12 protein-coding genes are annotated in these 13,496 nt (G+C 73.3%); 8 read left to right on the forward strand and 4 right to left on the reverse strand.

The window, feature by feature from the left end; all coding sequences use genetic code 11:
- Window positions 1-7 precede the first annotated feature (7 nt).
- The 4 genes from H1D33_RS17280 to ftsY all read right to left on the reverse strand — a co-directional run bounded on the left by H1D33_RS17280 (window position 8) and on the right by ftsY (window position 3,997).
- Complete coding sequence (locus tag H1D33_RS17280; RefSeq protein ID WP_174537509.1) at window positions 8-346, reverse strand: P-II family nitrogen regulator; 339 nt, start codon at window positions 344-346, stop codon at window positions 8-10.
- Between the two features lie 25 nt (window positions 347-371).
- Window positions 372-1,778 (reverse strand): ammonium transporter, encoded by a 1,407-nt coding sequence (locus H1D33_RS17285; RefSeq protein ID WP_181572159.1) that lies wholly within the window; start codon window positions 1,776-1,778, stop codon window positions 372-374.
- A gap of 165 nt (window positions 1,779-1,943) precedes the next feature.
- Complete coding sequence (locus H1D33_RS17290; RefSeq protein WP_175441361.1) at window positions 1,944-2,807, reverse strand: aminoglycoside phosphotransferase family protein; 864 nt, start codon at window positions 2,805-2,807, stop codon at window positions 1,944-1,946.
- 8 nt (window positions 2,808-2,815) lie between these two features.
- Complete coding sequence (gene ftsY, locus H1D33_RS17295; protein WP_181572158.1) at window positions 2,816-3,997, reverse strand: signal recognition particle-docking protein FtsY; 1,182 nt, start codon at window positions 3,995-3,997, stop codon at window positions 2,816-2,818.
- A gap of 147 nt (window positions 3,998-4,144) precedes the next feature.
- On the opposite strand from ftsY, the gene H1D33_RS17300 reads away from it, so the two are divergent.
- From H1D33_RS17300 to H1D33_RS17335, 8 genes are all read left to right on the forward strand, one after another.
- On the forward strand, window positions 4,145-5,857 hold the full coding sequence (locus tag H1D33_RS17300; protein ID WP_181572157.1) for an alkaline phosphatase D family protein: 1,713 nt from the start codon (window positions 4,145-4,147) through the stop codon (window positions 5,855-5,857).
- Window positions 5,858-5,870: 13 nt separating this feature from the next.
- On the forward strand, window positions 5,871-6,296 hold the full coding sequence (locus H1D33_RS17305; protein ID WP_181572156.1) for a MarR family winged helix-turn-helix transcriptional regulator: 426 nt from the start codon (window positions 5,871-5,873) through the stop codon (window positions 6,294-6,296).
- Window positions 6,297-6,407: 111 nt separating this feature from the next.
- Entirely contained in the window at window positions 6,408-8,021 is a 1,614-nt protein-coding gene (locus H1D33_RS17310) for an MDR family MFS transporter (protein ID WP_181572155.1), read from the forward strand.
- A gap of 2 nt (window positions 8,022-8,023) precedes the next feature.
- Window positions 8,024-8,512 carry a universal stress protein gene (locus H1D33_RS17315; protein WP_181572154.1) on the forward strand — a complete coding sequence of 163 codons (489 nt, stop codon included), beginning with the start codon at window positions 8,024-8,026 and terminating at the stop codon, window positions 8,510-8,512.
- 66 nt (window positions 8,513-8,578) lie between these two features.
- A complete protein-coding gene (locus H1D33_RS17320) occupies window positions 8,579-9,112 on the forward strand; it encodes a DinB family protein (RefSeq protein ID WP_181572153.1) in 534 nt (177 codons plus the stop codon).
- A 64-nt stretch (window positions 9,113-9,176) separates the two neighbouring features.
- Entirely contained in the window at window positions 9,177-9,560 is a 384-nt protein-coding gene (locus H1D33_RS17325; protein ID WP_181572152.1) for an effector-associated constant component EACC1, read from the forward strand.
- Entirely contained in the window at window positions 9,557-12,151 is a 2,595-nt protein-coding gene (locus H1D33_RS17330; RefSeq protein ID WP_181572151.1) for a caspase, EACC1-associated type, read from the forward strand. The genes H1D33_RS17325 and H1D33_RS17330 overlap by 4 nt, the downstream gene beginning before the upstream one ends.
- On the forward strand, window positions 12,151-13,494 hold the full coding sequence (locus tag H1D33_RS17335; protein WP_181572150.1) for an extracellular solute-binding protein: 1,344 nt from the start codon (window positions 12,151-12,153) through the stop codon (window positions 13,492-13,494). The genes H1D33_RS17330 and H1D33_RS17335 overlap by 1 nt, the downstream gene beginning before the upstream one ends.
- Window positions 13,495-13,496: the final 2 nt, after the last annotated feature.

A 13,496-nucleotide genomic window follows, 5' to 3' on the forward strand; every position in this document is an offset into this window, starting at 1 on the left:
CCCGTCGTCAGAGGGCGTCGAGCCCGCGCTCGCCGGTACGCACCCGGACGACCTCCTCGACGCCGGTCACCCAGACCTTGCCGTCGCCGATCTTGCCGGTCCGGGCGGCGCCGACGATCGCGTCCACGATCTTGTCGACGTCGATCTCGTCGGTGAGCACCTCGACCCGGATCTTGGGCAGGAACTCGACCGTGTACTCGGCACCCCGGTAGACCTCGGTGTGCCCCTTCTGCCGGCCGTAACCCTGCACCTCGCTGACGGTCAGCCCGGCCACGCCGAGCGCGTGCAGAGCCTCCTTCACCGCGTCCAACTGGTACGGCTTGATGACCGCGGTCACCAGCTTCATGTCCAACCCCTCCATCCCTGGAACGTTAACCGGCGACCTTCTCGCTGACCGGCGCGGACTCGTCCGCCTCGTCGGCGGGCTCCGGGCTCGGCCTGGTGCCGCCGATCCCGGCCATGGCGAACGCGCTCGTGCTGCTGCCCGTGGTGGGCGACAGGTCGTAGGCGCTCTCCGCGTGCTCGGCGACGTCGATGCCGTCGACCTCGGCCTCGGCCGACACCCGGAAGCCGATCGTCTTCTGGATCGCGAAGGCGAGCAGCCAGGCGACGCCGCCCGACCAGACGGTGACGATCAGACCGGCCAGCGCCTGCCGGCCGAGCTGGGTCAGGCCACCGCCGTAGAGCAGGCCGTCGGAGGCGCCGACCACGTCGCCGATCGCGCCGTTGACGGAGTTGGTGGCGAACAGGCCGAGCCACAGCGACCCGATCCAGCCGCCGACGAAGTGCACGCCGACCACGTCGAGCGAGTCGTCGTAGCCGAGCTTGTACTTCAGGCTGATGGCGAGCGCGCAGACCGCACCGGCGACGCCGCCGAGCAGGACCGCCGCCCAGGGGGCGATGAAACCGCAGGCCGGGGTGATCGCGACCAGACCGGCGACCGCGCCGGAGGACGCGCCGACCATGGTCGGGCGGCCGTCCTTGATCCGCTCGACCAGCAGCCAGCCGAGCACCGCCGCGGCGGTGGCGAGCTGGGTGTTGAGGAACGCCAGGCCGGCCACCGAGTCGACGGTCAGCTCGGAGCCGGCGTTGAAGCCGAACCAGCCGAACCAGAGCAGACCGGCGCCGAGCGCGACCAGCGGGATGTTGTGCGGCTTCATGCCCTCGCGTGGCCAGCCGACCCGCTTGCCGAGCACCAGCGCCACGCCGAGCGCCGCCGCGCCGGCGTTGATGTGCACCGCCGTGCCGCCGGCAAAGTCCAGCGCGTGCAGCTTGGCGCCGATCACGCCGCCGCCCCACACCCAGTGCGCGACCGGGAAGTAGACCAGGGTGGCCCAGCCGAAGGCGAACAGCAGCCAGCCGGAGAACTTGGCCCGGTCGGAGATGGCGCCGCTGATCAGCGCGACGGTGATCACCGCGAAGACCATCTGGAACGCCATGAACACGTAGAGCGGGATGCCGATGCCGCTGGGGTTCTCCGCCGTGGCGCCCCAGAGGTCGGTCTCGGCGAGGAACGTCTTGGTGCCGAGGTAGGCGCCCGGGTCACCCCAGAGCCCGTTGACGTCGCTGCCGAACGCGACGCTGAAACCGTAGAACCACCACAGAACTGAGATGAGCCCGATGGCCGAGAAGCTCATCATCATCATGTTGAGCACGCCCTTGGACCTGTTGAGGCCGCCGTAGAACAGCGCCAGGCCGGGGGTCATGAGCAGCACGAGAGCGGTCGAAACCAGCAGCCAAACGGTGTTGCCGCCGTCGATCGTCGGTGCTTCAGGCACGCTGGCCTCCTAAAGGTGAAGTTCCCTCCTTCGCGGCTTCCGGGGCAGCGTCGCCCGTACGCCGGTTGCGCGGAAGCTTGGTCGGCCGCTGTTTCCTGCACCGACACCGCTCGATTTCCGACACGTGACGGGTTGTTTCCGGCGTGTGAAGAACGCCGATCTTGCTCAGCGCAGCGCGTACTCCAGGTGGTGCCGCTCGTAGTCGAGCAGGCGCAGGTCCCGCATCGGCCGGCGGAGGTGGCCCTTGTGCACGATCCGGACGAACGCCGGCTCGCCCGCGGCGGCCATCCGCCGGATGCCCTCGACGTGGTCGACGATGCGCTTGCGGATGGTGCGGATGAGCCGGTGCCGGTCGCGCGGGATCAGCCCGTACGCGTCGGCGAACAGGCGCAGCCGGCGGGGCCGGTCGGGGCGCTTCCAGCCGAGCGTGACGGAGTCCCGGTCGGAGAAGATCGGCACCCAGGTCCAGGCCGCGTACGCCACGTCGTAGATGCGGGCGCCCGGCGAGGCGAGGTCGAAGTCGATCAGCCCGAGCGTGCCGTCGGGACGCCAGATGACGTTGTGCGGGGCGGCGTCGTGGTGGCAGATGACCTCGGTGTCCGGCGGGGGCGGCCCGAACGAGCGCCAGACCGCGCCGGGCGGCGGGGTGAAGCCGTACTGCGCGTCGTGGAACATCCGCAGCATGGTGGCCACGGTGACCAGGGCCTCGTCGGTGACCCAGTGCGGGGCGAGCGGGTACTCCCCGCACTCCCCCTCCAGGTAAGACAGGACCTCCCGGTTGCGCTCGTCCATGCCGAGCGCGCGGGGAGCGCCGGTGAACCCGACATATTCCAGGTGGCGCAGCAACGCGTGCACCGAGGGGGTCCACGGCCCGGCGTTGCGCCGGACCGTGTCGCCCACCCGGACCACGGTGCTCACGTTCCCGCCGTGCAGCGGGATCTCCTGCGAAGTCACGTACGGTCTCCCGAGGCGCGGCGACGGGTGGCTGGGGTCGCGCCACCCCGCGTAGGCGCGATCGTCAGTCGTCACGGGAGAGGCTACGCGTCCCGGCCGAGCGGCTCGGTGCCGAGCAGCGCGTCGACGAACTGCGCCGGGTCGAACGGGGCCAGGTCGTCCTTGCCCTCGCCCAGGCCGACCAGCTTGACCGGGATGCCCAGCTTGCGCTGCACGGCGATCACGATGCCGCCCTTGGCCGTGCCGTCGAGCTTGGTCAGCACCACACCGGTCACGTTGACCGCCTCGGTGAACACCCGTGCCTGCTCCAGGCCGTTCTGGCCGGTGGTGGCGTCCAGCACCAGCAGCGTCTCGTCGATCGGGCCGTGCTTCTCCACCACCCGCTTGACCTTGCCCAGCTCGTCCATCAGGCCGACCTTGTTCTGCAGCCGGCCGGCGGTGTCGATGAGCACGGTGTCGACGCCGACGTCGATGCCGCGCTTCACCGCGTCGAACGCGACGCTGGCCGGGTCGGCGGCCTCCGGCCCGCGGACCGTCTCCGCGCCCACCCGGCCGCCCCAGGTCTCCAACTGGTCGGCGGCGGCGGCCCGGAACGTGTCGGCCGCGCCGAGCAGCACGGTGCGACCGTCCGCCACCAGCACCCGGGCGATCTTGCCGCAGGTGGTGGTCTTGCCGGCGCCGTTGACGCCGACCACCAGCACCACCGCCGGTACGCCGTCGGTGGACGCGGTCCGCAGCGACCGGTCCAGGCTCGGATCGAGCGCGTTGACCAGCTCGGTGGCGAGCAGCGTCCGCAGCTCGTCGCCGGTGCGGGTGCCGAGCACCCGGGTCCGCTCCCGCAGCCGGTCGACGATCTCCCGGGTGGAGTCGATGCCGACGTCGGCGGTGATCAGGCTGTCCTCGATCTCCTCCCAGGTGTCCTCGTCCAGCCGGTCCCGGCTGAGCAGGCCGAGCAGGCCCTTGCCGAAGGCGTTCTGGGAGCGCGAGAGCCGGGAGCGCAGCCGGACCAGGCGGCCGGCGGTGGGCTCGGGCACCTCGATCGGCGGTACGCCGACCGGTGGCGCCTCCACCACCACGCCGGTGCTCAGCTCCGCCTCCGGGGCCTCCACCGGCGGGCCGGCCAGGTCCTCCTCGGTGCGGGTGTCGACCTCCGTGCGCGGCAACGGGGGCTCCGGGCGCCGGCGCAGCCGGGGCACCACGAGGCTCAGGCCGCCGATGATGAGCACGCCGAGCAGGGCGAGAGCGACGAGGAGGTATTCCTTCATGCCCGAAATCCTGTCAGATGCCGGCGACGGCGTCCCACTCACGGCCTCGGCACGCGAACAACCTGCGGGTACGCTCGCTGCTGGAAGGCGTACCGCAACCGCCGGCCGGGTAGGAAAGATCCAACGATCTTGTCGGAGGTAGTCGTCGTGCCCGGTTCCCGCCTGCTCATCGGCCCATTGCTGCGCCGGGTCGTCGACACGCGGGCGACCGTCTGGGTGGAGACGAGCGCGCCCGCGGTGGTCACCGTCCGCACGGCCGCCGGCGCCACCGGCAGCTCGCCCACCTTCTCCGCGTACGACCACCACTACGCGCTCGTGGTCGTGACCGGGCTCACCCCGGACAGCGCCACCGAGTACGAGGTGCTGATCGACGACGAGGTGGCCTGGCCGCTGCCGGGCGACGCGTTCCCGCCGAGCGTGATCCGCACCCGCGCGGCCGACGACGGCGACCAGCCGGTGCGCCTGGTCTTCGGCTCCTGCCGGGAGACCACCCAGCACTCCACCGCGCGCAAGCTGCCGCCGGACGCGCTCGACGCGTACGCCCGGCGGGTGATGGCCGCGCCCGAGGAGAACACGCTGCCCGACCTGCTGGTGCTGCTCGGCGACCAGGTCTACGCGGACGAGACCTCGCCGACCGTGCGCAAGCTGCTCAAGCGGCGCCGGCGGCGGCCGAAGGACGCCCCGTCGACCCAGGTGGTCAGCTTCGACGAGTACACGAAGCTCTACCTGGAGTCCTGGCGGGACCCGGAGATCCGCTGGCTGCTCTCCACCGTGCCGAGCGTGATGATCTTCGACGACCACGAGGTGATCGACGACTGGAACACCTCGCAGTCGTGGCGGGCGGACATGCGCGAGGAGCCGTGGTGGGCCGAGCGGATCCGCAGCGGCCTCGCCTCCTACTGGGTCTACCAGCACCTGGGCAACCTCAGCCCGGACGAGATCGCCGCCGACCCGGTCTACGCGAAGGTGGTGGCCGCCGAGGACGCCACCGGCGTGCTGCACGAGTTCGGCGAGCGGGTGGACACCGAGGCCGACCTGGCGCACGACACCGAGCGCTGGCGGGCCGTGCAGTACCAGTGGAGCTACGCGCTGGACCTGGGGCGCACCCGCCTGGTCATGCTGGACAACCGGTCCAGCCGGGTGCTGCTGCCGGGCAGTCGGGCGATGCTGCCGCCGGGCGAGTGGTCGTGGTTCCTCGACCAGGCCCACGGCGCGTACGACCACCTGGTGGTGGGCACCTCGCTGCCGTGGCTGCTGCCGCCGGGCATCCACCACGTGGAGTCGTGGAACGAGCGCCTGGCCGACTCCGGCCGGCCCTGGGTGGCCGCGCTGGCCGAGCGGATGCGCCGGGCCTGGGACCTGGAGCACTGGGCCGCGTTCCGGCGGTCCTTCGAGGCGCTGGGCGAGCTGTTCGCCCGGTTGGGCAGCGGTGACGCGGCGCGCACCGGAGCCCGGGTGGGCGCCGGTCCGGCGTACCCGCGCCCGGCCTCGATCAGCGTGCTCTCCGGCGACGTGCACCACTCGTACGTGGCCCGGGCCCGGTTCGCCGACCGGTCGGTGAAGACCCCGGTGCACCAGCTCACCTGCTCGCCGATCCACAACCAGGTGCCGGCCGGGATGCGCCCGCTGATGACGCTGGGCTGGAACCCCGGGCCGACCACGGCGACCCGGGCGCTGGCCCGCTCGGCCGGGGTGCGTCGGCCGCTGGTGCGGTGGCGGAAGCTGGCCGGCCCCTACTTCGGCAACGCGGTGGCGACGCTGACGCACCGCGGCCGGTCGGCCGCCGTGGTGATCGAGGGCACCGTCAAGGACGGCACGCTGCGGCCGGTGGCGCGCCAGCAGCTCAGCGACGAGTCATGACTATCCTCTGACCGTGGACGAGACGCTGCGCGCCGTGGAACACGAGTTGACCGCGCTGCTGCGCCGGGGTCGTGCACTGTCCTGGGAGATCGCCCGCGAGGTCCACCCGAACCTGGAGCCGAACGCCTACGGGTTGTTGCTCTGGCTGCGCCGCTCGGGCCAGATCCGCCTCACCGACCTGGCGGTCAAGCTGGGCATCGGCAAGGGCACGTTGAGCCGGCAGATCGGTGGCCTGGAGGCGCTGGGCCTGGTGCAGCGCGACCCGGACCCGTCCGACCGGCGGGCCGCGCAGCTCAGCCTCACCGAGGAGGGCACCCGCCGGTTCGACGCGGCCCGTGCGGCCCGACTCGGACAGATCCGGCGTTCGCTGGAGGACTGGCCGAAAGAGGACGTGGCGGACTTCGCCCGGCTCATGCACCGGTTCAACGAGACGTTCTGACCCGCCCCGCGGGGAATAGGAGCCGCACCACTCGCGGTTGTTGCTTGGGGCAACCAAGCCATAAGGTTGCCCGAGGCAACCCCAATCTTCCCTTTCCGGAGGCACTCCACGATGACCCAGGCGACAGCGCCCACCCGGGCGACCGCCGTCGACATGTCCCACCGGCAGATCCTGGAGGCGCTCTCCGGCCTGCTGTTGGGCATGTTCGTCGCGATCCTCTCCTCCACGGTCGTCTCGAACGCGCTGCCGCGGATCATCACCGACCTGCACGGCACGCAGTCCGCGTACACCTGGGTGGTCACCTCCACCCTGCTGGCGACCACCGCCACCACCCCGATCTGGGGCAAGCTCGCGGACCTGACCAGCAAGAAGATCCTGGTCCAGCTCGCGCTGGCGGTCTTCGTGCTGGGCTCGGTCCTGGCCGGGCAGGCCCAGTCCACCGGCGAGCTGATCGCCTGCCGGGTGGTGCAGGGCGTCGGCGCGGGCGGCCTCACCGCCCTGGCCCAGGTGATCATGGCGACGATGATCGCCCCGCGCGAGCGCGGCCGCTACAGCGGCTACCTCGGCGCGGTGATGGCGGTCGGCACCATCGGCGGCCCGCTGATCGGCGGCGTGATCGTGGACACCGACTGGCTCGGCTGGCGCTGGTGCTTCTACGTCGGCGTGCCGTTCGCCGTGCTCGCCCTGGTCGTGCTCCAGAAGACGCTGCACCTGCCCGTGGTCAAGCGCAAGGTCACCATCGACTGGTGGGGCGCCACCCTGATCACCGCCGCCGTCTCGCTGCTGCTGGTCTGGATCACCCTGGCCGGCGACCGGTACGACTGGATCTCCTGGACCAGCGCGGTCATGGTGGCCGGCGCGGTGCTGCTCGGGGCGCTCGCCGTCCGGGTCGAGCAGCGGGCCGCCGAGCCGATGATCCCGCCGCGGCTGTTCCGCAACCGCACCATCACGCTCGCCGTGGTGGCCAGCGTCGCGGTCGGCGTCGGCATGTTCGGCGCCTCGGTCTTCCTCGGCCAGTACTTCCAGATCAGCCGCGGCGAGAGCCCGACCATGGCCGGCCTGATGACGCTGCCGATGATCGGCGGCCTGCTGGTCGCCTCGACCGTGGTCGGCCGGATCATCACCAGCACCGGCCGGTGGAAGCGCTGGCTGGTCGCCGGCTCGACGCTGCTCACCGCCGGCTTCGCGCTGATGGGCAGCATGCGGGTGGACACCCCGTACTGGCGGCTCGCGATCTTCATGGCGCTGATCGGCCTGGGCCTCGGCATGACCATGCAGAACCTGGTGCTGGCCGTGCAGAACACGGTCGGCACGCACGAGCTCGGCGCGGCCAGCTCGGTGGTGGCGTTCTTCCGCAGCCTCGGCGGCGCGGTCGGCGTGAGCGCGCTCGGCGCGCTGCTCGGCCACCGGGTCACCGGCTACCTCGCCGACGGGCTGGGCCGCCTCGGCGTCCCGGCCCCCGCCTCCGGTGGCGGCGGCGCGCTGCCGGACGTGCACGCCCTGCCCGCCCCGATCCGGGCCGTGGTGGAGTCCGCGTACGGGCACGGCGCCGGCGACATCTTCCTGGCCGCCGCGCCGTTCGGGCTGCTCGCGCTGCTCGCGGTGGTGCTGATCCGGGAGGTGCCGCTGCGCCGCGCCAACACCGACCCGGTCCCGACCGCGGTGGAGCAGCGGGAGGCGACGGTGGACGCCGACGCGGTGGTCGGCACGGGCCGGGAGCGCTGACCGTGGACGCACCGGAGCGTGAGCGGTACGGCCCGCAGGCCCGGCTGCTGCCCTTCGAGCGGGGCACCGACGGCCCCCGGGTGGTGCTGGTCGGCGTGGACGGCAGCCGCACCTCGCTGCGGGCCGCCGCCTACGCGGCCGGGCTGGCCCGCCGGCAGGGCGCCGGGCTGGTGGTGGTCTTCGTCAGCTCGCCGGCGCCGTACAGCGGGATCATGTCCGGGGTGGTGGCCGGCGCGGTGCAGCAGACCCACGACGAGTTGGCCGACGAGCTGCGCGCGGAGTGCCGGCGCGGGGCCGAGGAGCTGGACCTGCCGGTGACGTTCCTGTGCCGGCGCGGTGACGCGTACACCGAGCTGGGCCGGGCCGCCGACGAGCACCGGGCCGACCTGGTCGTGGTCGGCTCCTCCGAGCAGGCCGGGCACAAGCTGGTCGGCTCGGTCGCGACCCGCCTGGTGCGCACCGGCCGCTGGCCGGTCGTCGTCGTCCCCTGAGGTGTAAGGAGGGGCCCCCGCTTAACGCCTCGCGAGGTGGCGGGGGCCCCGCTTAACATCTCGATCATGACTTGGAGAGCACCCGAGGTCGACCGCCGCCACGAGCCCTACGTCGCCGACGAGCGCGCCATGCTGCAAGGCTGGCTCGACACCCACCGCGACACCCTGCGCCTCAAGTGCGCCGGGCTGACCGCCGAGCAACTGCGCACCCCCAGCGTCGAGCCCTCCGGGCTGACCCTGCTCGGGCTGGTGCGGCACATGGCCGACGTGGAGCGCTGGTGGTTCCGGATCCGCGCCACCGCCGAGGACGTGCCCGGCCTCTACGACGACAACCCCGACCCGGACGCCGACCTCAACGACATCGCCGACGCCGACCCGGCCGAGGCGCTCGCCACCCTGACCGCCGAGATCGCGGCGGCCGACCGGGCGGTGGCCGACCTGCCGTTGGCGCACACGTTCCGCCGCGCGCGCCGCGACGGCGCCGGTAGCGACGAGATCAGCCTCCGCTGGGTGTACGTGCACATGATCGAGGAGTACGCCCGGCACAACGGCCACGCCGACCTCATCCGCGAGCGCATCGACGGCGTCACCGGAGCCTGATCCACCCACCACTGTGTACGGAATGTTACCGGCCGGTTGGCGGAGAGCTGATAACGTTCGATCAATGGACACCGTGGTGCTTCGACTCGTCACCCTCGATGACGACGACGACGCGGCCGAGGAGGCCACCCACCGCCTGCGCCGCGAACTGCAGCAGCTCGACGGCGTCCGGTCGGTCCGGCCGGCGGAGTCCGTCACCGTCGCGCCCGACGGCGCCCGGGCCGGCGAACTCGCCGAGCTGGGCACGCTGCTCGCCGCCCTGGCCGCCCACGCGGGCCTCGTCGTCGGGGTGCTCCGCGCCGTCGGGGACTGGCAGCGGCGGCGCGGGCGGGGCCGGGTGGAGGTGCGCATCGGCGACGACGAGCTGGTCCTCGACAGCGCCACCGCCGACGAGCAGCGCCGGCTGATCGAGGTCTTCGTCGACCGGGTGTTACCACCGGAACGATGAGACGAGCGCTGATCATCGCGAACGAGGCCTACACGGATCCTCAGTTCGTCTCCCTCCCCGGCGCCGTGGCGGACGCGGACTCCCTCCGCGAGGTGCTGGAGAACCCGGCGATCGGCGCCTTCGACGACGTCCGCGTGTTACGCAACCGCACCGTCCACGACATCGGTCGCGCGGTCGCCATCTTTTTCCACAACACCGAGCCGGACGACCTGCTGCTCCTGCACATCTCGGCGCACGGGCTGAAGGACGCGGCCGGGGACCTGTTCTTCGCCGCCGCCGACTCCGAGCACGACAGCCACCTGATCCGGGCGACCGCGTTGTCCGCCGCCGACATCCGGCACGAGATGGCCGACAGCCGGGCCAAGCAGATCGTGGTGCTGCTCGACTGCTGCTACAGCGGCGCGTTCGCCCGCGACGAGCGGGCCCGGGGCGCGCGCGACGCCGACCTGACCGGCCCGTTCCGCGGGCGCGGGCACGTCGTGATCACCTCCTGCGCCGGCACCGAGCTGAGCTTCGAGCGGGACGGTCAGGGCGTCTTCACCCGCGCCGTGGTCGACGGGCTGCGCAGCGGGCGGGCCGACCGCAACGGCGACGGGATCATCGACACCGACGAGCTGCACGAGTACGTCGCCGACCGGGTCCGTGAGGTGAGCAGCCGGCAGCGTCCCACCCTCTCCGTACACCGCAAGGAGGGCGTGATCCGGGTGGCCTGGGCGGGCCGGGAGACACCGCCACCACCGCCTCCCGGGGACGACCCGCCCGGCCGGTGGCGGCGCCTGCTCGCCGCGACGGCTCCGGGGCGCGTCACCAGGGGCGCGCTGCCGCGCCGGGTGGCCGTGCCGATCCTCGCGGTCTGGGCGCTGCTGTGCGCCTCGGTCGGCTACGCCGGCCCGGTCCGCGCGGTCGGGGCCGGCTGCTTCCAGCCGCCGCAGGTGCGGGTGGCCACCTCGGCCGCCGGGCTGGCGCCCTACCGCGAGGTGGCGGACGCGTTCGAACGGTGGTCCGCGCGCCAGCACCGGGGCTGCCCGCTGGCCCGGGTCTACCTCTATCCCGCCGCCGCCGACGACGTCCGGGCCGGCATCGGCGCCCGCTGGGACTCGTCCGGCGAGCCGGGTCGCCGCTACCTGCAGGACGTCGGGCCGCACCCGGACCTGTGGCTGCCCGAGTCGGCGGCCGACGTGACGCGGGTGGGCCCGGCCGGCGCGGGCGTGCTCGGCCGGGTCGACGAGATCGCCGCGTCGCCGGTGGTGCTCGGCGTGCCGCAGGCGCAGGTCGCCGCCGGCGGCGCCGTGGACGCGGCGCGGCGGATGGGCCGGACCTGGCGGGAGCTGTTCCGTGACGCCACCGGCGCGTCCGCCGGCCCGCCGGTCGCCGGCGGCCGGGGCGTGGTGCGCGCCGACCCGACCGTGTCCGCGCCCGCCCGCCTCGCCACCTACGCGCTCTACGGCGGCGAGCGGGGGCTGGTGTCCGCGTCGACTGCCCGGCAGGACGTCGAGGGTCGGGTGGACCGGGCGCTGGACTCGGGTGCGTACCCGATCGGCGACGACCTCGCCGTGCTCTGCCGGCAGCGGACCCGGACCGCCCCGGCCGCCACGGCGGGTGTGCACACCCCCGCCGTGGTCCTCACCGAACAGGCGCTGGTGCGCTACAACCAGGGCCGGCCGCTGGGCGCCGGCTGCCCGGCCCGGCAGCCGCCCCCGGCGGCCGAACGGTTGCAGGCGTTCTACCCGTCCGACTCCCCGCTGCTCTTCCTCACGGTCGCCCGCCTCTTCTGGCCGGAGGCGGTGCAGAGCCCCGCCGTGCGGGCCGGGGCGTCGAGCTTCGTCCGCTGGCTGATCGACGAGGAGGCGGGCCAGCAGGCGCTGGTCCGGGTCGGCCTGCGGCCGCCGGGGGTGACCGCCACCGCCCCGGTGGACCGCGCCAACGGCGCGTTGTTCGACTGGCCGTTCGGCCGGGTCCGCCCGCTGCGCGAGCTGGTCGCCGGCGAGCAGGACCGGGTACGCGAGGTCTACCGCCGGGCGCACCGGCCGGGTCGGGTCCTGGTCGCGTTGGACGCGTCCGGCTCGATGCGCGACCCGAGCGAGGACCGGCGCCGGAGCCGGTTCGAGGTGGCGGTGGACGGGGTCGGGCGGTCCCTGGAACGGTTGGGCCGGCGGGACGAGTTCGGCCTCCGCACGTTCTCCACGGTGGCCGCGAACGCCGGCCAGATCGTGCCGATCGGTCCGCCGGGCCCGGCGGTCGCCGGCGGCCTGCGCGCCGCCGTGCAGCGGATCCGGCCGTCCGGCGACACGCCGCTCCACCAGACCGTGCGGCAGGGGGCGGCCCAGCTCCGGGGCGGCAGCGGCGACCCGCTGCGCGCGCTCGTGGTGGTCACCGACGGCCAGGACACCTCCCGGCAGCCGCCGCCCACCGCGGCGGAGCTGACCGGGGTACGCCTCTACGTGCTCGCGGTCGGCGACGCGGCCTGCGCCGGCTCGCCCCTGGACCGCCTCGCGCAGGGCACCGGGGGCGACTGCTACGACACCCGGGCCGACCGCCTCGACGGAACGCTGGACCGGCTGTTCGCCGCGCTGTGGAAGGGAGCGGACTGATGCCACCGACTCGCAGGGGCAGGTCGACGCCGGGCGCGGACCGCCGGAACTGGTGGCGGGCGTTCGGGGTCGGCCTGCTGAGCGGCGTGTTGGTGGCGACGCTGGGCGCCCTCCTGCTGTGGAAGGTCGCCGGGCCGAAGGGCCTCGAACCGGGTGACCTGGTGATCCTCACCGGCCGGGACGACAGCGAGGGCCAGCAGCGGCAGGCGCTGCTCAAGCTCTGGAACGCGGCGAACCCGCACAACCAGGCCAGGATGATCAGCCTGAACGAGGCGGCGGACGCCCAGTACGCGGAGATGATCAATCGCGGCGAGCACGAGAAAGAGGAAGACATCGACGTGTTCAACCTCGATGTCACCTGGACCGCGGCGTTCGCGGAGAAGGACCTGCTGCGCCCGATCGACGAGCCCCGGCTCGCCGAGCGCCCGGACGAGACGTTCCTGGCGAAACCGCTGCGCACCTGCCGCTACCAGGGCCGGCTGTGGGCACTGCCGTTCAACACCGACGCCGGGCTGCTCTACTACCGCCGGGACCTCGGGCTGGCGCCTCCGTTCGACTGGCCGAAGATCGAGGTCGAGTCCGCCCGGCTGCTCCGGGAGCGCACCGCCGGGCTCAGGGCCGGCTTCACCAGCCAGCTCGACAACTACGAGGGGTTGACCGTCAACGCCCTGGAGGCGCTCTGGGCGCACGGCGGCGACCTGCGCGTCGACGACCGGGGCACGGTCTCGGTCGACGCGAAGCGGCTGGCCGACGCGCTCCGGTCGCTGACGCCGTCGACCGGCGGGGCCTCCGTGGTGTCGCCCGGCGCGCTCAACCAGAACGAGGACCAGAGCCGGGAGGCGTTCGCGGCCGGTGAGGTCGCGTTCATGCGGAACTGGCCGGTCGCGTACCGCAAGTTGACCGGCGGCGACGCGTCCGCGCCGTCGCCGGCGGCGGCCCGGGTCGGTGTCACCGCCCTGCCCGGGCCGAGCGTGCTGGGCGGGCAGAACCTGGCGGTGGCCCGGCAGAGCAGGCAGCCCCGGGCCGCCCAAGCGCTGATCGAGTACCTCACCGGCGAGGAGAGCCAGCGGACCCTCTTCGAGAAGGGCGGTTTCGCCGCGACCCGCGCCGTCGTCTACACCGACGCGGTGATCAAGGAGAACTACCCCTACCTGCCGCTGTTGCAGGGCGCGGTCGACCGCGCCCGGCTCCGGCCGGTGTCGCCGCACTACGTGAACTTCAGCCGGGTGCTGCGCGGCTACGTCCGGGAGGTGATCGAGGGCCGCACGCTCCCGGCCGACCTGGAGGCACGGCTCACCGAGGCGCTGCGCGGCGTCACCCCGACCGGCCCGGCCCCGGACTAGCC

The organism is Micromonospora ferruginea, from assembly GCF_013694245.2.
Lineage (GTDB): Bacteria > Actinomycetota > Actinomycetes > Mycobacteriales > Micromonosporaceae > Micromonospora > Micromonospora robiginosa.